We start from the raw sequence: 20,642 nt of genomic DNA on the forward strand, positions 1-20,642 counted from the left end.
TGGCTCGCCACAGTTCTCCCGAGAGGTCGTCCATGACGTCCGGATCTCTTCGGCGCTCGCTGAGCGCCGTCTTCGCGGTCGCGCTCTGCGTGGCCGTTGGTGTGGTCACCGCGTTGCCGCAGACCAGCCAGGCCGAGCAGGACAAGATGGCGAGCCGGTTCGGGTTCCGCCAGGTCCCGGTGAACTCGGTACCCGCGAACGCCCGGTTCGTCCGCCAGGTCGAACCCGGCCTGGTCGGCATCCAGTCGTGGATCTCCGCGGTCGGCGCGGCCGTCGCGCTGACCGACCTGCGCGGCCTGGGTCGCCCGGCGGACCTGTGCCTGGTCGACCCGCGCGACGACTCGGTGACGGTCAAACCCGTTCCGGAAGCCGGGGGCGAGCAGTACCCGGCCTTCCCGCTGCGCCCCGACGGCCTCCGCTACGACTCGACGATGGCGCCGATGGGCTGCGTGCCCGCCGACATCAACGAGGACGGCGCCACGGACATCATCGTCTACTACTGGGGACGATCCCCCGTGCTGTTCCTCAACCAGGCCAAGGCGGGCACGCGGCCCTCGGCCGCCGTGTTCCGGGCCACCGAGCTGGTGGAGCCGATGGCGGTGTGGAACACGACCGCGCTCAACGTCGGCGACCTCGACGGCGACGGCCACCTCGACATCGTGGTCGGCAACTACTTCCCGGACGGCGCCAAGGTCCTGGACCCGCGGGCCGCGGGCGATGAGCGGATGCGGATGCAGGACGGCATGGGCGACGCCGGGAACGCCGGGCCGAGCCGGGTGTTCCTGTCCAGGCCGAGCGGGGTGGCGGGCGCGAAACCGGAACTCACCGACGTCAGCGCCGACATCCCGGCCGAGGGGCTGCGCGGTTGGGTGCTGGCGATCGGGCTGCAGGACCTGACCGGCGACGGGCTGCCGTCGGTCTACCTCGCCAACGACTTCGGCCCGGATGTGCTGCTGGTCAACAAGTCCCGGCCGGGCCGGGTGTCCTTCACCGTCGCCAAGGGCACGCGCGACATGGTCACACCCAAGTCGGAGGTGCTCGGGCGCGACTCGTTCAAGGGCATGGGCGTCACCTTCACCTACCCGACCGGGTCGGGTCTTCCGGACATCGCGGTCAGCAACATCACCGACGACTTCGCCCTGCAGGAAAGCAACATGCTGTTCGTCCCGGACGGCACGGTCGACGACCTGCGCGCGGGTGTGGCCCCGTACGACGAGCAGAGCCAGCGGCAGGGGGTCGCGCGCAGCGGCTGGTCGTGGGACATCAAGGCGGGCGACTTCGACAACAGCGGCGTCGACGAGCTGACCCAGGCGACCGGGTTCGTCCTCGGCCACCGCGACCGGTGGGCGCTGCTGCAGGAGTTGGCCATGGGCAACGCGGAACTGTTGAAGTACCCGGGTTCCTGGCCGAACTTCGGCCCCGGCGACGACCTGTCCGGCGCACGGGACGCGAACAAGTTCTGGGTGGACGGTCCGGACAGCCGCTACGTCGACCTGGCCGCGAAGCTCGGCATGGCCCAGGCCGCCCCGTCCCGCGGTTTCGCCCTGGGCGACGTGAACGGCGACGGCCTGCTCGACATGGTTGTCGCCAACCAGTGGGCCGATTCGACGCTGCTGCTCAACACCGCGACCGGCGCCCCGCCCGCCGCCGACCTCGCCCTGCTGCAGCCCGGTGCCGCCGGCGTCGACCGGCCCGCGATCGGCGCGCAGGTCGAGGTGCCCGCCGTGCCCGGGATCGCGGCGCAGAAGACCCAGCTCTACCCGGCCAACGGGCACGCGGGCGCCTCGGGCGCGGAGGCCCACCTGGCGCTGCCGCGGTCCGGTTCGGTGACCGCCACGGTGACCTGGCACGACGCGGCGGGCAGCCACCGGGCGCCGGTCGTGCTGAGCCCCGGTCACCACCGGATCGTGTTGCGCCCCAACGGAGAGGTGGTCACCCGATGACGACCGAGATCAGCAAGTCCACCGGAACGGCGCTGCCCACCCCCCGGGTCGACAGCACGCCGGTCCCGGTGCCCACCCAGGCGGTCGAACCGCGCCAACGCGACCCGCGGGTGCTGGCGCTGCAGCGGTTCGCGATGTCGATCACCGCGTTCAACATCCTCGGGCACCTGTGGTTCGGCTTCGAGCAGGCCCCGATCACCCCCATCGTCTGCCTGCTCGTCGGCTACGCCAGCGCGCTGCTGTTCGAGACCGTGGACGCCTGGACGCACGACCGCGCGCCGGACTACGCGGGCGGCGCGAAGTCGGTGGCGGTGTTCCTGCTGCCCGCCCACATCGGCGCCCTGGCCTGCGGGATGCTGCTCTACGCCAACTCGTCGCTGTGGCCGTACCTGTTCGCGGTCGTGGTGAGCAACGCCAGCAAGTACGTCTTCCGGATGCGGGTCAAGGGCCGGGTGCGGCACATGCTCAACCCGTCGAACACCGGTATCGCGGTGACGTTGGTGCTGTTCCCCTGGGTCGGCATCTCCCCGCCGTACCACTTCACGAACTGGCTGCACGGCGCGCTGTCGTGGGCGATCCCGGTCGGCATCCTGGTGGCGGGCACCATGCTCAACGCCGGGTTGACCAAGAAGATCCCGCTGATCCTGGCGTGGGGCGGCGGGTTCGCGTTGCAGGCGCTGGCCAGGTGGCTGGTGCTGGACCAGGCGCTGGCCGCCGCGCTGCTGCCGATGACCGGGGTGGCGTTCATCCTGTTCACCAACTACATGATCACCGACCCGGGGTCGACGCCGTCGTCGCGGCGCGGTCAGGTCGTCTTCGGCCTCACCACGGCCGTGCTCTACGGGGTCCTCGTGTCGCTGGGCATCGTGTTCGGCCTGTTCTTCGCGCTGGTGATCACCTGCCTGCTGCGCGCCGGTGTGCTGCTGGTGGCCCGCACCCGGGGTCGGGTGCCGGCGTGACGCCCGGTGTGGTGATCGTCGGGCTGGCCTGCCACTACCCCGACGCGCACCACCCGGACGACCTGTGGCAGGCGGTGCTGACCGGCAGGCGGGCGTTCCGGCGGATTCCGCCGCTGCGGCTCTCGGCCGCTTACCTCGGCGAGCGCGACGACCCCGACCGCACCTACGTCACCCACGCCGGGGTGCTGCGGGACTGGGAGTTCGACCGGTCGGCGTTCCGGGTGCCGGTCGGGGTGCACCGCGCGGTCGACCACACGCACTGGCTGGCGTTGCAGACCGCCGCCGAGGCGCTGGCCGACGCGGGCGTGCCGGACGGCGACACGCTGCCGCGCGACGAGGTCGGCGTGGTGCTGGGCAACTCGCTGGCCGGTGAGTTCAGCCGGGCCGCGCAGATCCGCACCCGGTGGCCGTTCCTGGCTCGGGCCGCCCGGGTGGCGCTCGGCCGCGGCGCGGTCGACGACGACGTGGCCGCGGTGGTGCTCGCCGAGCTGGAGGCCGAGGTCAAGGGCCGGTTCCCGGAGCCGACCGACGAGACCCTGGCCGGGGCGCTGGCCAACACGATCGCGGGCCGGGTGGGCAACCACTTCGACCTGCGCGGCGGCGGCTACACAGTGGATGGCGCCTGCTCGTCGAGCCTGCTCGCGGTCATCCAGGCCGCCCGCGCGGTCGCCGCCGGTGAGCTGCGGTTCGCGCTGGCGGGCGGGGTCGATCTGAGCATCGACCCGTTGGAGTTGGTGGGGTTCGCCCGGGTCGGGGTGCTCGGCGTGGACGAGATGCGGGTGTACGACGCCGCGCCGACCGGGTTCCTGCCCGGTGAGGGCTGCGGTGTGCTGCTGCTGACCACGGCGGACGAGGCGGCGCGGCGCGGGCTGCCGGTGTACGCGGAGCTGCTGGGTTGGGGGATCTCGGCGGACGGCGCGGGCGGGCTGACCCGCCCGTCGGTGTCCGGGCAGCGGCGGGCGATGGACCACGCGTACCGGATGGCGGGCATCGATCCGTCCACTGTGGACCTGGTGGAGGGGCACGGCACCGGGACGGCGGTCGGCGACCTCGCCGAGTTGACGGCGTTGAGCGGGCTGCGCGGCACGGGGAGCCGCCGGGCCGCGCTCGGGTCGGTCAAGGCGAACATCGGGCACACCAAGGCGGCGGCCGGGGTGGCCGGGTTGATCAAGGCCGTGCTGGCGGTGCGCGCGGGCGTGCTGCCGCCGACAACCGGGTGCGTCGACCCGCACCCGCTGCTGCTGTCGCCGGGAACGCCGTTGCGGACCCTCGATGCGCCGGAGCCGTGGGAGAGCCCCGGCAGGCTGGCGTCGGTGTCGGCGCTGGGGTTCGGCGGGATCAACTCGCACATCCTGGTCGGCGGCACGCGGACGTCCACCGATGTGGTGGCCCCGGTGGTCGCGCCGCCCCGGTACGACATCGTGCTGGTCGGCGCGAACAACCCCGAGGCGTTGCGAGCGCTGTTGGCGGAGCGGGCCGGGTGGTTCGCCGCGCTCAGCGACGCGGAGCTGCACGATGTGGCCGCGTCCAGCCAGGGTGAGCGGGACGCGGACGTGCGGTGCGCGCTGGTGGCGTCCCGACCGGCGGAGTTGGCGGCGGCGGCGGTCGCGGCGGCGGCCAGGTTGGCCGACTGGGACGGCGCGTTGACCGTGGCCACGACGGCCGGGTTCGTGCTGGCCCGGGGCGCGGCGCCGTCCATCGGGTTGATCTTCCCCGGTCAGGCGGCGCCGGTGCGCCCCGACCTGCCGCCGTGGGCCGACCGGTTCGACGTCCCGGCGCTGCCCGCCACCGTGCGGGTCGGCGACACCGACACGGCGGCGGCGCAACCGGCCATCCTGCGCCAGTCCCTGGCCGGATTGGCCTGGCTGGGCGCCCTGGGCTGCGAGGCGGTGGGTGCGGTCGGGCACAGTCTCGGCGAGATCACGGCACTCGTGTGGGCGGGAGCGTTGAACGCGGACACAGCGCTCGACCTTGCGGCCGCTCGTGGCCGGTTGATGGCCGAGCACGGGCTCGCTGGGACGGCGATGGCGAGCCTGGACGCCTGCGCCGCCGAGCTGGGGTCGTTGCTTGCCGGGACCTCGGTGGTGGTGGCCTGCGACAACGGCCCCCGGCGGACGTCGATCGCGGGCCCGCGCGGGGAGATCGATGTCGTGCTGGTCCGGGCGGCCGCCGCGGGGATCGCCGGGGCCGGTTTGGCCGTATCGCACGGTTTCCACAGCCCGGCGATGCTGCCCGCGCGGGAGCCGATGCGGGAGCTGGTCGCGGGCGTGGCGTTCGCGCGTCCGATCCGGCCGGTGGTGTCGACGGTGACCGGCTCGCTGCTGGACGGCGTGGACCTGGGCGAGGTGCTGGTAGACCAGTTGACCGAGCCGGTGCGGTTCCGGGAGGCGGTCACCGAGCTGGCCGCCCGCGTCGGATTGCTGGTCGAGGTCGGCCCGGGACGGACGCTGAACGGGCCAACGGTCGATTGCGCCCCGAACACGCCGGTCGTGTCGCTGGACTGCGGTGGGTCCGGCCGGGCGCACGCGGTCGCCACCGCCGCCCTGGTCGCGTCCGGAGCCGGGTCGGTGACACCGTGGTTCACCGGTCGCGACGACCGGCACCTGCCGCTCGGCACACCGATGTCCTTCCTGCGGAACCCCTGCGAGGTCGAGGTCGAGGCCGACTTCGCACCCGCGACGGCCACGCCGGTCACCGGTGACGAGTGCGATCCCCTGCTCGCCCTGCGGACCAGGCTGGCCGCCGAGTGCGAGCTCGACCTGACCGGCATCACCGAGTCGACCTCGCTGTCGCGGGACCTGCACCTGAGCTCGCTGCGGGTCGTCACGCTGATCGCCAGGGTCGCCGCCGACCTCGGCCGCAAGACACCGCAGGCGTTCCCGGCGTTCGCCGACGCCACCGTGGGCGAGGCGGCCGCGATCCTGACCGAGTTGGCGCCCGCCGACGCGCACACCGAGACCGGCGTGCGCGGGGTCCGGGAGTGGGTGCGGCCCTTCGCCCACCACTGGGTCCCCGGGGTCCCACGCCGCCCGGCCACCGGCGTCCACTGGTCGATCCACGCGCCCAAGCCGCACTGGCTCAGGTCGCTCGGATCGACCGGAACGCGCTCCGGGTTCGCCGCGTACCTGCCCGACGACGCGGGGCCGGACGAGGTGGCCGGGGTGTTGCGGGACATCGGCGAGCAGCAGCCGAGCGTGGTGTTGATCGTCCACCACGGACACCCGGCGGCGGCCGCCGTCGCGCGCAGCGCCCACGTGGAGCTCCCGGACGCGGCGACCACGGTCATCCGGGTTCCCGTCCACGCGTCGACACTGGACCCGGAGTTGATCGCGGGCAGCGGGCACCAGGAGCTGTGGCTGCGCGACGGGACGATCGAGCACCTGGAGTCCAGGCTGGACAAACCGGATGCGGCGGGCGAAATCCCCATCGGGGCGGGCGAGGTGTGCGTGGTGACCGGCGGGGTCACCGGCATCACCGCGTACACGGCGGTCGCGCTGGCCGAGCGGACCGGGTGCGTGCTGCTGTTCACCGGCCGCCGTCCCGACACGGACGCCGTTGTCGCGAATGGACTCACCGAAGTCCGGCAACGGGTTGACGCCCAGTACCACTCCGCCGACATCACCGACCCCGGCGCCGCCGAGGGGATCATCGCGGCCGCGCGGGCACTGGGACCGGTGCGCGGGTTGCTGCACGGTGCCGCCGTGAACGAGCCGCGACTGTTGTCCACTGTGGATGGATCGACGCTGCGGCGGGCGGTCGGGCCGAAGGTCGACGGGTTCCGCAACCTGGTCGAGGCCGCCGAGGACGAGTGGCGGCTGGTGGTGACCTACGGGTCGATCATCGGTCGGGTCGGACTGGCCGGGCAGGCGGAGTACTGCGTCGCCAACGACTGGCTCCGGCACGCGACCGCCGAGTGGGCCGCCGCGCACCCGGGCTGCCGGGTGCATTGCGTCGAGTGGTCGCTGTGGTCCGGGGTCGGGATGGGCGCGCGGATGGGCGTGATCGACGGGCTCGCCGCGCGCGGTGTTGTCCCGATCACGCCCGGCGCGGGCGCGGCGGCGTTGCTGGATGTGCTCAGTCGTGGCGGTGCGCCGACCACGGTCATGATCAGCGGGAGGTTCCCGGACACGGACACGTTGGCCTTGTCGCGCCCGGACGTGCCGCTGCTGCGGTTCCTGGAAGAGACACGTACGGTGACCCCGGGCGTCGAGGTGGTCGCCGATACGGGTCTGACGACACGAGACGACCCTTACCTGGTGGAACACCGGATCGATGGGGTTCCGGTGCTGCCCGCCGTCGTCGGGTTGGAGGCGATCGCGCAGACCGTGCAGGCCACCACGGGCGATCGAGACGCGTGGGCCTTTACCGACCTGGACCTGGCCGCGCCGATAACAGGGTCCCCTGAGGGGCGGAAGGTGCGGGTGTCGACGCTCGCGGAAGGCGACCTCGTGCACGCCGTGGTCACCGACGACAGTGACCGATTCTCACTTGCCCGGATTACCACCACCGTCAGACCTGTCGGACACGCCCCGGTTCTTACCTCACCCGGGCTGATACCGGAAGCGGCCAGCACGCATACCTACTACGGTCCGCTGTTCTTCCACACCGGCCGTTTCGCCCGCCTTCGCCGGTATGACTACCTGTCGGCGTTCGAGGTCGGCGCGTGGATCGACTCGGCGGACACAGACTGGTTCGCCAACATCCACGCCCAACGCCTCTTGCTCGGTGATCCCGGTCTGCTTGACGCGAGCATCCACGTGTTGCTGGCGTGCCTACCGCACCGGTCTGTCCTACCGACCGGGGCTGGGTCCGTGACCGTGTGGCGGAAACACCGTGGTCCGGCATATGTGCGCGCCCGGGAACTCACACACACCGTGGACGAGTACGTCTTTGACGTGGACGTGGTAGCCCCGGACGGTACGGCTGTCGCGCAGTGGTCGAGCTTGCGGCTACGCGCCGTTGGCTCCAGACCGTGGGCGATACCACTGCCCGCGCCGCTCGTCGGCCCGCTGCTGAGCCGCCGGATGATCGAGGCCGAGCTCGCCGACCGGCTCGACGTGCGGTCCACGCAGGCGGGCAACCACCTCCACCTGGCCACCGACTCGGCCGACTTCCTCCGCGACGTGCTGGTGAAAGCCGGATACGCCGAGGTCACCCGCGACAAGCGCGGGGTCGTGCTCGGTGTCGAGGAGTCCCGGGAGATCGGATGTCAGCTCGCCGGTAGCCCCCTCAGCACCGTGGTCGGGGTGTGACGTGCGCGCCTACCGCTACCGACACCGGGTCACGTTTGACGAGACCAACCTGGTGGGCAACGTGTACTTCACGAACTACCTGCACTGGCAGGGCCACTGCCGCGAACACTTCCTCGCCGACCACGCCCCCGGGGTGCTCAAAGAACTCCGCACCGGCGACCTGGCCCTGGTCACCGTGTCCTGCGCGATGAACTTCTACACCGAGTGCTTCGCCTTCGACATCATCGACGTCGCCATGCGGTTGGGCGCGCAGGGCGGCAACCGCATCACCATGACCTTCGACTTCACCCGCGACGACCTCGTCATCGCCACCGGTAACCAAACCGTGGCCTGCATGCGCCGCGACAACGAGGGCATGGAACCCGTCCACCCACCCCCCGACCTACGCGCCGCCCTCGCCGAATACGCCTGAACCCCGCCCCCGACCAGGGGTCAGAGTTCGCCTAGGTAACCGCGCTGGCGGCCCGCGTAGGTGTTGCCCGCGTACCAGTCGCCGCGGCCGGTGGGGGTGAGGTCGAGGATGCCCCAGATGGGGTTGAGCATGTCGAAGGCGCCTTCGGCGTCGTCCATGAAGTTGGCGCGCTGGGTGTAGAAGTGGCGCACCTGGTCGCCCTCGCGGCGGAACACGCTGAACATGGGGAGCTGGTCGCCACTCTCGGTTTCCGCGTGGACGTCCAGGTTGAAGGTGTTCTTGAAGCTGGAGGCGAACCGCAGGCCGTCCCAGCCGCGGCGCTGGGCCCAGCCGCGGATCTCGGCGACCGGGGCCTTGGCGATCACCGCGAACGCGGCGTGCCGCAGGATGTGCCGGGACACGCCGTGCAGGCCGTCGACCCACAGCGAGCACATCGGGCACACCTCCTGCTCACCCGGGTGGAACATCATGTGGTAGACGACCAGGGTGTCCCGGTCGCCGAACAGCTCGACCAGGCTGACCTCCTCGATCGGCTCGGTCAGCCCCAGGTCGAGCGGTCCCTCCTCGAACACGTAGTCGTCGAGCACCGGGCCGGGCGGCAGGTCGCGGCGCAGCGCGGCCAGTCGGTGCACCTCGGCGTGCAGGTCGTGCTCGGCCCGGTCCAGCTCGGTCCGCGCGGCGATGTACTCGTCGCTCGCCCCGGTCGGCCACATCGGGTTCTCGGGGCTGCTGTCGCTCACCGTGGTTTCTCCCTCGCCTGTCGCACGTGTGCGGGCGGCCACCCACGGCTCGCCCGTGATCGCCGCGAGTGTATAGCCACCGCATCGACCACGCCGATCACCGCGCGGGGTGAACCCCGGCCAGGAACTCGTCGAGAAACCGTTGCGGGTAAAGAAAGACCTTCTGCTCCGGGTACGGCCTCGGCGCCGCCGGGAGGTGGTCACCGTAGAAGTACCAGCAGATCTGCCCGATCTGCTCGGTGAACAACGCGGGCCACGCCGCCCGCGGGTACAGCCCCAGGTGCCCCCCGGTCGCCGCGAACTCCCCCCGCGGCCCGAAGCCCGTCCCCAGCGCCACGTGGCCGAACAGGTCGTGCACCGCGCGCAGGATGTCGTTGTGGCAGAACGGTTCCCCGTCGACCACCACGCCGGACGGTGCACGCAGCGGGTGGTTCGCCACCTCGGTCGACCCGTGCCCGGATCGGGTGAGGTACACCCACAGCACCCCGGTGCGGGTTACCTGATCGATCAACGACCGCGAGTCCGGGTACGGCTGCCCGGCCTCGCGCCACGGTCGGACCACCACCCCCGCCGACCGGATCACCCGGTACTGCCGCAGGCCCTCGTCCCGCAGCACCCGGTACGAATCCTCGGCCGCGGGCGACCACGCGGGCGCCCGGTCGTGGAACCGCGCGACAGCACGGCAGAACTCCGGGTCGAGGCGGATTGTCGGCCGCCGGTAGTCGGGCGGGCGGTCCGGGAAGCGGTCCCGGCGGTAGCCCGCCGCCAGCGCCCGCAGGTCGACCGCCATCGTGCCCCCGTGATCGAGTCCGGTGGCCAGGCTATCACTTGTGGAAGTGATCTCGGTCGGATCGGGTGCGGCGGGCGATCAGGTCAGGCCGAGCAACCGGGTGCAGCGGCGGATCGCCTCCGGCTGGCCCTCCAGCTTGATCTGGCCCGCGGCCAGGGCGTCGAACGGGCTCACCATGCCCGCGCCGATCTGGATGAAGGTGTCCGGGTCGCTGCTGACCACGACCGCGACCGCGGACTCCGACTGGCCGGGCAGGAACCGCGCGGCGCCACCGGTCACCGACACGGCGAAGACCTCCTCGCCGACGCGGAACTCGTAGGTCTCGTCGGTGTCGGGCACGCGGTCGCCGTCCACCATGGCCTGGACGGCGATGATGCCCCACTCGGCGCGGATCTCGCCGCCGTCGCGGTCGTCGGCGGACAGGAACTGCATGCCCCACCGCGCGAGCCCCAGCACGGGACCGCGTAACTGCTGCCCGCGGTCGGTGAGCCGGTACAGCTTGGCGCGACCGTCGCCGGGCACCGGGAGCTGCTCGACCAGGCCGTGCTCGCCCAGCGTGCGCAGCCGCTCGGCGAGCAGGTTCGGGCCGATGCCGGGCAGGTTGTCCAGCAGCTCGTTGAACCGCAGCGCGCTGACCAGGAGTTCGCGCACCAGCAGCAGGGTCCACCGCTCACCGATGATGTTCAGCCCCGCGGCGAGGCCGCAGAACTGCCCGTAGTCGCGCTTTCCCGCCATCTCGTCCCCTGCCGGCTCAGCGAGGCCGTCCATTCCGGCAACTCGATCCAGATAGTAACACCGAGAAACACCCGTTGGTAGTAATAGCTGCCCCATTGGAAGGACGTGGGCGCGTGCGTTTCGCGACCGTCCGCCAGCCCGCCGGGTTGACCAGTCCGCTATGTATTATCGTAGTCAACTCCTCATCCCCGGAGGTTTCCCGGTGACTGTGACGGATGTCCTGACCCCGGCCACCGCCCCCGGCGCGCTCCCGCTGCTCGGCCACGCCCTGGCGATGAAGCGCGCCCCCCGCGAGTTCCTGCTGTCGCTGCAGGACACCGACCCGGTGGTCGCGATCCGGTTGGGCAGGCAGGTCGTCTACGTCATCAACGACCCCGACCTGATCCGCTCCGCGCTGCGCGACCCGGAGACCTTCGGCAAGGGCGGGATCATCACCGAGCGGTTCCGCGCCATGTTCGGCAACGGCCTGGGCATCTCCGACGGGGAACTGCACCGCCGCCAGCGCGCCCTCATGCAGCCCGCGTTCAGCCACACCCGCATCGTCGGCTACGCGGCCCTGATGACCGCCGAGGCCGAGTCCCGGCTCTCGTCCTGGCACGACGGCGAGGTCCTGGCCGTGCACCGGGAGATGGCCGACCTGGCCCTGACCAACCTGACCCGCGCCATGTTCTCCGCCGACACCAACGTCGACGGCGACCGGTTCCGCCGGGCCACCGCCACCGTCCTCAACGGCCTCTACCGCCGCGTCATGGACCCCACCGGCCTGCTCTCGCGGCTGCCCACCCCCGCGAACCGCCGCTACCAGGAGGCCGAGGCCCACCTGCGCGACACGATCGACAGCGTCATCGCCCGGCACCGCGCCGCCCCGGCCGACCACGGCGACCTGCTGTCCATGCTCCTGCTGTCCCGGGACGACGACGGCCGGTCGGCGATGTCGGACCAGCAACTGCACGACGAGGTCATGACCATCTTCATCGCGGGCGCCGAGAGCATCGCCAACACGCTGACCTGGGCCTGCCACGAGGTCGCCGCGCACCCCGAGGTCGAGTCCCGGCTGCTCGCCGAGGCCGACCAGGTGTTGTCCGGCCGGGTCGCCGAGTACGTGGACCTGGCGAGCCTCACCTACACCAAGCAGGTCATCAGCGAGACCCTGCGCTACCGCACCCAGGGCTGGGCGCTGAGCCGCACCACCACCCGCGCCACCAGCATCGGCGGCTACCAGATCCCCCGGGGCGCCGCGATCATGTACAGCCCGCACGCCCTCAACCACAACCCGGCCTTCCACCGCTCCCCCGAGCGGTTCGACCCGGACCGCTGGTCGCCGAACACGAGGACGGCGGCACCGCGGGGCGCCTACATCCCGTTCGGCACCGGCAACCACACCTGCATCGGCGAGCCGTTCGCGCTGACCGAGATGACCCTCACCCTGGCCTCCGTCGCGTCGCGCTGGCGGCTCACCCCGGTTCCCGGTCACACCCCCAAACCCAAGACGGCGCTGACCATGCCGGTCGACTCCCTGCCGATGGTCGCGCACCGCAGGCACTGACGGCAGTCGAGCCGTGGAGCCCCCTGGACCCCACGGCTCGACCACCCGCCCCCGAACTAAACGGTCGAACGCGCGGGTTCACCCCGCGTCACCGCGGACCTGCCCCTGCGCAGCAACGGGACGATGTTGAGCAGGAGTCCGACCACGGCCACCGCGGTGACGAAGTTGAGGCCGGGGCGGAACGCCGTCAGGTTGGTGGGGTGGGAGTTGCCCGCCAGCACCGCGGTGACCACGGCGAGGACGAGCGCCGAGCCGACCTGGCCGGAGGTCTGCAGCAGACCGGCGGCCAGCCCCTGTTCCGCGTCCTCGATGCCGTCGGTGCCCTGGGCCATGATGGCGCTGAAGCCGAACCCGAAACCGCCGCCGAGCAGCAACATGGTCGGCAGGATGGCGACCGGGTAGTCCGGGGTGGTGCCCGCGGCGACCAGGAACCAGACGTAGCCCAGGCTCAGCGAGATCATCGAGAGCAGGATCAGCCGGGCGGTGCCGTAGCGGTCGATGAGCTTGCCGACCAGTGGCGAGCCGACGACCACGACGATGCCCGCCGGGAGCATGGCCAGCGCCATCGCCATCGGCAGCCAGTGCAGCACGTTCTGCAGGTAGATCGTCATGATGAACTGGAAGCTGACGTAGGAGCCCATCAGCGCGATCAGGCTGAGGTTGGCCCGCACCACGGTCGGGATGCGCAGGATGCCGAGCCGGATGAGCGGGTGGGCGATGTGGTTCTCGATGTAGACGAACGCGGTGAGCAGGCCGACGACCACGACGGCCGAGGCCAGGGTGAGCGGGGACAGCCAGCCGCGCTCCGGCGCGGTGACCACGGTGTAGACCGCCAGCAGCATGCCGGTGGTCAGGGTGACCGCGCCCCACAGGTCGTGGCCGCCCTCGGCGCGGGTGTGCTCGCGCGGGATGAGCCGCAGGCCGAACAGCAGGGCGCCGAGCGCGAGCGGGACCGGGGTGAGGAACGTCCAGCGCCAGCCGACGCTGGTGAGCACGCCACCGAGGATCAGGCCAGAGGAGTACCCGCTGGCGCCGAACACGGTGAAGATCGACAGGGCTCGGTTGCGGGCAGGCCCCTCGGGGAAGGTCGTGGTGAGGATGGACATGGCCGTCGGCGCGGTGAACGCGGCGGCCAGCCCCTTGATGAACCGGGTGAGCACGAGCAGGGTGCCGTCGTCGACCAGGCCGCCGACGAACGAGGCGGCGGCGAAGGCGCCGAGGGCGATCAGGAACACGCGGCGCCGGCCGAGCAGGTCGGCGGTGCGGCCGCCGAGCAGCAGCAGGCCGCCGTAGCCCAGCACGTACCCGTTGACCAGCCACTGCAGCGTTGACTCCGGCATCCCCAGTTCGGTGCCGATGGACGGGAGCGCGACACCGACCATCGAGACGTCCATGCCGTCGAGGAACAGCACGACGCACAGCACGGCCAGCACCCCCCAGAGCCGGCCGGTCCAGACGGGGGCCCGCGTGGTGGCGGGCGACGAGAAGGTCGTATCGGTGATTGACACGAGGCCAAACTACATGCGATCGCATCTAATGCCGCAACATATTTTGTGGAAACATAAGATGCTTTGACATAATATGCGGCGGCATGCTAGGGTGCGGCATGTCCAGCCTCGTCGACCAGTGGCGGTTGCTCACGCTGCGCTACAACGAGATCGCCTGCAGACTCGACCGCGCGCTCGACGAGGCCCACGACCTGAGCATGAACGAGTTCGAGACCCTCGACCGCCTCATCGGCCCAGGCGGCGACTCGCTGCGCATGCAGGACCTGGCCGCGAGCATGTACCTGAGCCAGAGCGCCCTCTCCCGCACCGTCGCCCGCCTCGAACGCGCGGGCATGGTCGAACGCAGCCTCTGCCAGTCCGACCGCCGCGGCGTGTTCGTGTGCGTCACCGCCGAGGGCCGCGCCCGCCACCATGCCGCCGCCAACACCCGACTCGCCATCCTGGCCGAACTCCTCGCCACCGACCCGGCGGACGACCTCAGGGTCGCCCAGCACTGACGCCTGGCGCGGGTCCAGCCCGACCGTTGATCGTCCCAGCGAGACAGATCACGATGCGGAACCGATCACAGTGGACGGCCGCGTGAGTTGGCCAGAGCCTGCCCTTGCCTGCTACGGGCTCGCGCCGCAACGGGACGGCTTGGCCAGAGCCTGCTCCCGACACGCGGCCCGCCCCACGCCAGACGCACGACCCCATTCTCCACCCGATCCCGCGCTTGACTCCGGCTCGATCCGGGTCCAGGCAGGGGCCCACCCACCCGGGGGCCGGGGGCCCATTCCTGACGGTAGCGCGACCAGGAGCTTGTCAAGGGCAGGCGACCGCAGGCTGTGCACTGCTCAGCGCCTTGTGGACAACCCACCGACTACAACACCCATCGAACCAGCCCGGACACGACCAGGGCACCGACCTGGTCGCCCCACCGGGCGTTCAGGCGTCGATCCGCCCGCCAACGGGTTAACGACCGTTCACCACCGACGGCAGCCCTGATTGTCTACCTCTGTAGACGTCACCGGCGCGTCTCAAAGGGTGAACGGGATGTCCCGCGAACGGCGGATCGGGAGTTACCGTGACGCGGTGAAGCCGATCGACGCGTTGTTCGCCGTGTTGCGGGAAGAAGGGGTCCGGAAGGTCTTCGGGAACCCCGGTACCACCGAGTTGCCGTTCCTGGACGCGCTGGTCGACAACCCCGACATCGAGTACGTGCTGGGTGTGCACGAGGGGTCGGTCGTGGCGATGGCCGACGGGTACGCGCGGGCGACCGGGCGCACCGCGTTCGTGAGTCTCCATGTGGCGGCGGGATTGGCGAACGGGTTGATCGGGCTGCTGAACGCGTCGCGGTCGCGCACGCCGATGGTGGTGACGGCGGGGCAGCAGGACCGGCGGCACCTGCTGGAAGACCCGATGCTGTCCGGGGACCTGGTGGGTTTGGCTCAGGCGGCGGTGAAGCAGACGTTCGACGTGCAGCACGCGCACGATCTCCCCGTGGTGCTGCGGCGGGCTTTCGCCGCCGCGACAAGGGCTCCCGCCGGGCCGGTGCTGTTGTCGATCCCGATGGACTTGCTCGCCGAGGACACAGACGTAGACCTTCCCGCCCGGTCGGTGATCGCGCCGCTCGGGGTAGCCGGTGGGGTCGAGCTCGCGGCGGAGCTGTTGGTGTCGGCCCAGCGGCCGGTGATCGTCGCCGGGGACGGGGTCGGGCGGGAGAAGGCGGTCGCCGAACTGGTGGCGCTCGCCGAGGCGGTGGGTGCGACGGTGTTCCACCAGCCGATGCACGACGCGGTCGACTTCCCGGGGAGCCACCCGCTGTACGCGGGGTCGCTGCCGCCGGTGAACGCGGCCGTGAACAACGCTCTGACCGGGTACGACCTGGTCTTCGTGGTCGGCGCGCACGCCTTCAACCCGCACCACTACACCCCGACGCCGCCCATCCCGGCGGGCGCGAAGGTCATCCAACTGGACCCCGACGCCGCCGAGCCGGGTCGCAACTTCCCGGTCGACGTCGGCCTGGTCGGTGGCGTCAAACCGACCGTCGCCCGGCTCACCGAACTGGTGACCGGCCGTATCCCCGACACAAGCGCCCGGGTCGAGGCCGTGCGCGAGCGCCACGAGAACCGCTGGGTCGAGGCCGACCAGGCCGCGCGCGCCGCGTACGGGCCGCCGCCGTTCGACCCGCTGGCCGCCGTCCACGCCATCGCCGCAGGCCTGCCGAACGACTTCGTCATGGTCGAGGAGGCCATCACCAGCGGTGTCCTCATGCGCCGCGTCCTGCGCCTGGACCGCCCCGACTCGCTCGTCCACACCGTCGGCGGCGGCCTCGGCTGGGGCATCGGCGCCGCCGTCGGCACCGCGCTGGGCACGACCCGCCCGGTGGTCGCGCTACTCGGCGACGGCTGCACGATGTTCGGGTTGCAGGGCCTGTGGAACGCGGGCCGGGACCAGGTGCCGGTCACCTTCCTGGTCATGAACAACGGCGAGTACCGGACGCTGAAGGACACCCTGGACAACCACCGGAGCCGATCCACCCAGACCGGCACCTACCACGGCCTCGACCTCACCGACACCCGCCTGGACTTCACCAAGGCGGCCGACTTCTTCGGCGTCCCCGCCGTCCGCCCCACCGACCTGGCCGCCCTCACCGAGATCATCGCCAAGGCCACCCACTCCCCCGGCCCGCTCCTGGTCGACATCCCGGTGACCGGCCACCCCTCGCACTGACCCCCGAATCCCAGGGCATCCTGTTCCGCCTGTCCATCGTTGAGCGCGTGGGTACGTCGGTGACGCGGCGGGGTATAGGTGGGATTGCGCCTTGGCGATGCCGGGGTGTCTGGACGGAGGGTCATGGTTTTCGGAGGTCTCGCCCTGGTCGCGCTCGGTGTGTTCGGGTACCGGGTGTACCGGGAGCCGCGGCGGGTGGGGAACGCCGTGTGGCTGGGGGTCGCGGCCGGGTTGGCTGGGTTGTGGCTGCTGTTCACCCTCGCCGCCGTGGTGCGGCCCGCGGTGTACTGGGCGTTGGGCGCGGTCGCGGTGTTCGTGCTGCTCGTGCTGCCGGTCGCGTTGGTCGCGAACGGCGTGGTGATGTGGCGACGCGAGGGGCGCAGGCTGGCGAACCTGTTGTCCCTGCTGGCCGGGGTGGGGGCGCTCGCGATCTTGGCGGTGACCGGGGCGGCGGTGGCGTTGACCCGGTCACGGTGGGTGGTCGCGGGCGCGGTGTCGGTGTGGTTGGTCACGGGCTACTTCGCGTTCCTGTTCGCCGCCCTGGTCGGGTACACGGTGGTCTACGGCCGCCTGAACCGCGGGATCACGGGGGACGCGATCATCGTGCTGGGCGCGGGCCTGCGCGGCGACCGGGTGCCGCCGCTGTTGGCGAGCCGGTTGGACCGGGCGATCGCGTGCCGGGAGCAGGCGGGCGACGCGGACCCCGTGCTGGTCGTCTCCGGCGGGCGGGGCGCCGGCGAGTTGGTGTCCGAGGCCGAGGCGATGGGCGGCTACCTGCGGGAGCACGGGGTGCGGTCGGACCGGATCGTGTTGGAGGACCAGGCGACCACCACCGAGCAGAACCTGCGGTACAGCATGGCGGTGTTGGCCGAACGCGGGCACGACGGCACCACGGTCGCGGTGACGAACCACTACCACGTGTTCCGCACCGCCGTGCTGTCCCGCAGGCTCAAGTTGCCGTTGCGCGTCGTGGGAGCGAAGGCGGCGTCTTACTTCGTGCCGAGCGCGTTCCTGCGCGAGTTCGTCGCCCTGTTCGTGCAGTACCGCCGCGCGAACGCGGTGATCGTGCTGGTCTTGGCCGTCGCGCCGCTGGTGTTTGCCGCGCTCGCCTAGCCACTAGTCCGGCACCACGCAGGTGAGGACATGGTAGCCGATCTTGTCGCGGCAGAGGGAGAACATCGCGGTGATGCCGGTGGTGAACATGGCGATGCGTTCCTCGCCGTACTCCGCCGCGAGCGCGTCGCGCTGGTCGGCCAGGGCGACGAAGAACTCGTCGTAGGTGCGGCGGACCTGGCGGGTCAGGTCCTCGGCGGCGACGACCTCGAACCCGGTCGCGCGGGCCAGGTCGACCGAGTCGTCCAACGCGGCGGGCGGGGTGTGGATGGTGTTCATCGCCAGCACCCCGCGTTCGTCGTCGGTCAGGTCGGCGACGCGGGGGTATTCGGTGAACACGAGCCTGCCGCCGGGCCGCAGCACCCGGTGCACCTCGCGCAGCCAGCGGGGTTTGTCCTCGGCGCTGGGCAACGCGTCGAAGACGAGCGCGGCGTCGAAGGTGTCGTCGGGGAACGGTTGCTCGGCGGCGTCGGCGTACTCGACGGTGACCCGGCCGCGCAGCCCGGCGGAGACGACGCGGCGGTTCGCCTCGGCGACCTGCCAGCGGCTCACGGTGATCCCGGTGACCGAGACGCCGTACCGCTGCGCCAGCCGGACCGCGGGCTCGCCGACCCCGCACCCGACGTCCAGGACGCGTTCGCCGCGGCGCAGCGCCAGCCGGGAGCCGACCTCGTGGGTGAGCCGGTGCATGGCCTCCAGGAACGGCGTCTGGTCGGCGTCGGAATCCCAGTAGCCGACGTGCAGGTTGCCGCCGACCAGTTCGACGAGTTCGCCGATGTCGTCGTAGTAGTCGCCAACCTGATCGATGACCTGTTCCGACACCGCGCGCACCCCTCCGGCAGCACAACCCAGTTTTACTGCGAACTTGTATAGCAGTCTCGACCGGCTTGGCCAAGGATCGGGATGACCATGCTATGTTCCTGAAGCAAGCACCCCAGGTGGAGGTCCGGACGTGACACTGCACCCGTCTCCGGCGACGGCCGCGATCCGGCGGATCGTCCCGCTGCCCGGCAGCTACCCCTGCGGGCTCACCTGGGACGGGTCCCGGCTGTGGCACTCCGACCAGCCCGCCGGGGAGATCTACGAGTTGGCCGAGTCCGGCACCGTGCTGCGGACCGTGCCGTGCCGGGCGGTGCGCGCGGACCTGACGTTCGACGGCGACCTGTTGTGCCAGGTCGGTTTCCGCCCGAAGCGGCTGATCCTCATCGACCGCGACAGCGGCAAGCAGATCGACCGCCGGGAAGTCCCACCGGCCAGCGGCAGGCTCACCGGAGTCGAGCACTGCGCGGACGGCATCTGGATGGTGCTGCGCGGTCCCACGGTGCTGCAACTGCGCGACTACGAGACGATGGCCGTCCTGCGCGAGTTCCCCACCGGCGGCAGCGAACCGTCCGGCCTCACCTACGCCGATGGCGTTGTCGTGCACGGTGACTACGTGGAGCGCCGCGTCAGGGCGACCGACGCCGCTACCGGCGAGGAACTGGGTTCCGTGCTCGTGGACGGCAACCCGACCGGGATGGCCTGGGACGGGCAGCACGTCTGGTACTGCGACTTCCCCGGCAAGAGAGCCTGCGCGCTCGACCTCGCCGACATCCTCGATTCCTGACCCAACTCCTGAACACACCCACGAGAGAGGGCGCCTTCGTGGACGTCATCGAGGCAGGGCTGCGCGGGCAGTCGTGGGAGAAGGTGCGGACGCTGTTCGCGCTCGACCCCGACACCGTGCACCTGAACACCGGCACGATGGGCGCGCTGCCGCACCGGGTGCTCGAGGTCGTCGACCAGGCGACCCGACAGTGGAGCGGCAGCCTGGTCGACATCTACCCGCCCGGCCTCTACCCCGAGCACCGGGCCGCGATCGCCAAGGCCTACGGGGTCGACCAGGACGAGATGGTCATCTCGCACAACGCGACCGAGGGCATGGCCCGGGTGATCCACGGCCTCGACCTGCGCGCGGGCGACGAGGTGGTGACCACCAGCCACGAGTGCTACTCGGTGCTGTCCAACCTGAACCTGCTGCGGCACCGGCACGGGATCGTGGTCAACACGATCACCCTGCCCACCGGCTACGACGTGCGGGCCGAGGACATCGTCGAGTCGTTCGCCGCCGCGATCACGCCGCGCACCAAGGTGCTCGCGTTCGCGGGCATCACCCTGTTCACCGGGACGATGCTGCCGATCCGGGCGTTGTGCGAGCTCGCGCACCGGCACGGGCTGACCACGGTGATCGACGGCGCGCTGATGGCGGGCATGCTCGACTGCGACTTCCGGGCCACCGGCGCGGACTTCATCTCCTGCTCGGGCTCGAAGTTCCAGTGCGGGCCGCTGGGCACCGGGCTGCTCTACATCCGCAACAAGGTCCACCCCGAGCACAACCCGCTGCCGCTGCCGGAGTTCTGGCCGATCATCTCCACCTGGTACCCGATGCAGGGGACGCCGCCGCCGCGCACCACGACGTCGGTGGAGAGCTGCAACATCGGCGACTTCGTGCAGAGCGCGGGCAGCGCGAGCATCGCCCGGGGCGCGGCGCTGGCCGCGGCGTGCGAGCTGTGGGACGAGATCGGCCGGGACCGGATCGAGCGGCGGATCTTCGAACTCGCCGAGCACGCCCGGTCCCGGGTGGCCGAGCGGTTCGGCACGGCCGCGATGTACTCCCCCGGCGACGACCCGCGGCTGCGGTCGCCGCTGATCGCGTTCCACCCGTTCCGCGACCGGGCGGACGCGTGGAACGTCAAGAAGGTCGCCGCGTTCGTGTCCCGGCTGGAGACCGAGCACCGGATCTGGGTGCGGTGGACCGAGTTCGACGTGCCGGGCTCGCCGCACCAGCACTACGCGGCGCGGCTGTGCACGCACATCTTCAACGACCACGACGAGATCGACCGCGCGGTCGAGGTCATGGGCAAGCTGGCGGAGCAGTTGTCATGAGGGAGCG

General features: G+C 71.3%; 15 protein-coding genes. 10 read left to right on the forward strand and 5 right to left on the reverse strand.

What is annotated here, in order from left to right:
• Window positions 1-32: 32 nt before the first annotated feature.
• The 4 genes from H504_RS0100925 to H504_RS0100940 are packed head-to-tail and all read left to right on the forward strand — an operon-like array spanning window position 33 to window position 8,566.
• On the forward strand, window positions 33-1,943 hold the full coding sequence (locus tag H504_RS0100925; protein WP_035302904.1) for an FG-GAP repeat domain-containing protein: 1,911 nt from the start codon (window positions 33-35) through the stop codon (window positions 1,941-1,943).
• Entirely contained in the window at window positions 1,940-2,902 is a 963-nt protein-coding gene (locus tag H504_RS40735; RefSeq protein WP_211239224.1) for an enediyne biosynthesis protein UnbU, read from the forward strand. The genes H504_RS0100925 and H504_RS40735 overlap by 4 nt, the downstream gene beginning before the upstream one ends.
• Window positions 2,899-8,154, forward strand: a complete 5,256-nt coding sequence (locus H504_RS32675) for a type I polyketide synthase (RefSeq protein WP_051385356.1) — start codon at window positions 2,899-2,901, stop codon at window positions 8,152-8,154. Before H504_RS40735 ends, H504_RS32675 begins: the two co-directional genes overlap by 4 nt.
• A gap of 1 nt (window position 8,155) precedes the next feature.
• Window positions 8,156-8,566 carry an acyl-CoA thioesterase gene (locus H504_RS0100940; RefSeq protein ID WP_026421226.1) on the forward strand — a complete coding sequence of 137 codons (411 nt, stop codon included), beginning with the start codon at window positions 8,156-8,158 and terminating at the stop codon, window positions 8,564-8,566.
• A gap of 20 nt (window positions 8,567-8,586) precedes the next feature.
• On the opposite strand, the gene H504_RS32680 is transcribed toward H504_RS0100940, so the two are convergent.
• From H504_RS32680 to H504_RS0100955, 3 genes are all read right to left on the reverse strand, one after another.
• The gene (locus tag H504_RS32680) at window positions 8,587-9,306 is read right to left on the reverse strand and encodes a DUF899 family protein (RefSeq protein WP_211239225.1); all 720 of its coding nucleotides are present in this window, start codon (window positions 9,304-9,306) and stop codon (window positions 8,587-8,589) included.
• A gap of 97 nt (window positions 9,307-9,403) precedes the next feature.
• On the reverse strand, window positions 9,404-10,096 hold the full coding sequence (locus tag H504_RS32685) for a hypothetical protein (RefSeq protein ID WP_051385357.1): 693 nt from the start codon (window positions 10,094-10,096) through the stop codon (window positions 9,404-9,406).
• 78 nt (window positions 10,097-10,174) lie between these two features.
• Window positions 10,175-10,831: a crotonobetainyl-CoA--carnitine CoA-transferase gene (locus tag H504_RS0100955; RefSeq protein WP_026421227.1), complete on the reverse strand. Its 657-nt coding sequence runs from the start codon at window positions 10,829-10,831 to the stop codon at window positions 10,175-10,177.
• 202 nt (window positions 10,832-11,033) lie between these two features.
• Here H504_RS0100955 and H504_RS0100960 point away from each other — a divergent pair, with 202 nt between their 5' ends.
• The gene (locus H504_RS0100960) at window positions 11,034-12,377 is read left to right on the forward strand and encodes a cytochrome P450 (protein WP_211239226.1); all 1,344 of its coding nucleotides are present in this window, start codon (window positions 11,034-11,036) and stop codon (window positions 12,375-12,377) included.
• Window positions 12,378-12,433: 56 nt separating this feature from the next.
• Here the strand turns inward: H504_RS0100960 and H504_RS0100965 are convergent, their stop codons facing one another.
• The gene (locus H504_RS0100965; protein ID WP_157440140.1) at window positions 12,434-13,810 is read right to left on the reverse strand and encodes an MFS transporter; all 1,377 of its coding nucleotides are present in this window, start codon (window positions 13,808-13,810) and stop codon (window positions 12,434-12,436) included.
• A 173-nt stretch (window positions 13,811-13,983) separates the two neighbouring features.
• Here H504_RS0100965 and H504_RS32690 point away from each other — a divergent pair, with 173 nt between their 5' ends.
• The 3 genes from H504_RS32690 to H504_RS0100980 all read left to right on the forward strand — a co-directional run bounded on the left by H504_RS32690 (window position 13,984) and on the right by H504_RS0100980 (window position 17,710).
• Window positions 13,984-14,382, forward strand: coding sequence for a MarR family winged helix-turn-helix transcriptional regulator (locus H504_RS32690; RefSeq protein ID WP_051385358.1), 399 nt, complete (start codon window positions 13,984-13,986; stop codon window positions 14,380-14,382).
• 574 nt (window positions 14,383-14,956) lie between these two features.
• A complete protein-coding gene (locus tag H504_RS0100975; RefSeq protein ID WP_026421230.1) occupies window positions 14,957-16,597 on the forward strand; it encodes a thiamine pyrophosphate-binding protein in 1,641 nt (546 codons plus the stop codon).
• Window positions 16,598-16,720: 123 nt separating this feature from the next.
• Window positions 16,721-17,710, forward strand: a complete 990-nt coding sequence (locus tag H504_RS0100980) for a YdcF family protein (protein WP_026421231.1) — start codon at window positions 16,721-16,723, stop codon at window positions 17,708-17,710.
• Window positions 17,711-17,713: 3 nt separating this feature from the next.
• Here H504_RS0100980 and H504_RS0100985 read toward each other — a convergent pair whose 3' ends face one another.
• On the reverse strand, window positions 17,714-18,532 hold the full coding sequence (locus H504_RS0100985; RefSeq protein WP_157440136.1) for an SAM-dependent methyltransferase: 819 nt from the start codon (window positions 18,530-18,532) through the stop codon (window positions 17,714-17,716).
• Window positions 18,533-18,662: 130 nt separating this feature from the next.
• Between H504_RS0100985 and H504_RS0100990 the strand changes: the two genes are divergently transcribed.
• Window positions 18,663-19,316: an NHL repeat-containing protein gene (locus H504_RS0100990; protein WP_026421233.1), complete on the forward strand. Its 654-nt coding sequence runs from the start codon at window positions 18,663-18,665 to the stop codon at window positions 19,314-19,316.
• A 38-nt stretch (window positions 19,317-19,354) separates the two neighbouring features.
• Window positions 19,355-20,635, forward strand: a complete 1,281-nt coding sequence (locus H504_RS0100995) for an aminotransferase class V-fold PLP-dependent enzyme (protein WP_245614019.1) — start codon at window positions 19,355-19,357, stop codon at window positions 20,633-20,635.
• Window positions 20,636-20,642: the final 7 nt, after the last annotated feature.

The organism is Actinokineospora inagensis DSM 44258 (genome assembly GCF_000482865.1).
GTDB lineage: Bacteria > Actinomycetota > Actinomycetes > Mycobacteriales > Pseudonocardiaceae > Actinokineospora > Actinokineospora inagensis.

Excerpts from the sequence above, each read along its gene's own strand:
- H504_RS0100925 (WP_035302904.1), top strand. The coding sequence starts at position 33 with ATGACGTCCGGATCTCTTCGGCGCTCGCTGAGCGCCGTCTTCGCGGTC.
- H504_RS40735 (WP_211239224.1), top strand. The coding sequence starts at position 1,940 with ATGACGACCGAGATCAGCAAGTCCACCGGAACGGCGCTGCCCACCCCC.
- H504_RS32685 (WP_051385357.1), bottom strand. The coding sequence starts at position 10,096 with ATGGCGGTCGACCTGCGGGCGCTGGCGGCGGGCTACCGCCGGGACCGC.
- H504_RS0100955 (WP_026421227.1), bottom strand. The coding sequence starts at position 10,831 with ATGGCGGGAAAGCGCGACTACGGGCAGTTCTGCGGCCTCGCCGCGGGG.
- H504_RS32690 (WP_051385358.1), top strand. The coding sequence starts at position 13,984 with ATGTCCAGCCTCGTCGACCAGTGGCGGTTGCTCACGCTGCGCTACAAC.
- H504_RS0100980 (WP_026421231.1), top strand. The coding sequence starts at position 16,721 with ATGGTTTTCGGAGGTCTCGCCCTGGTCGCGCTCGGTGTGTTCGGGTAC.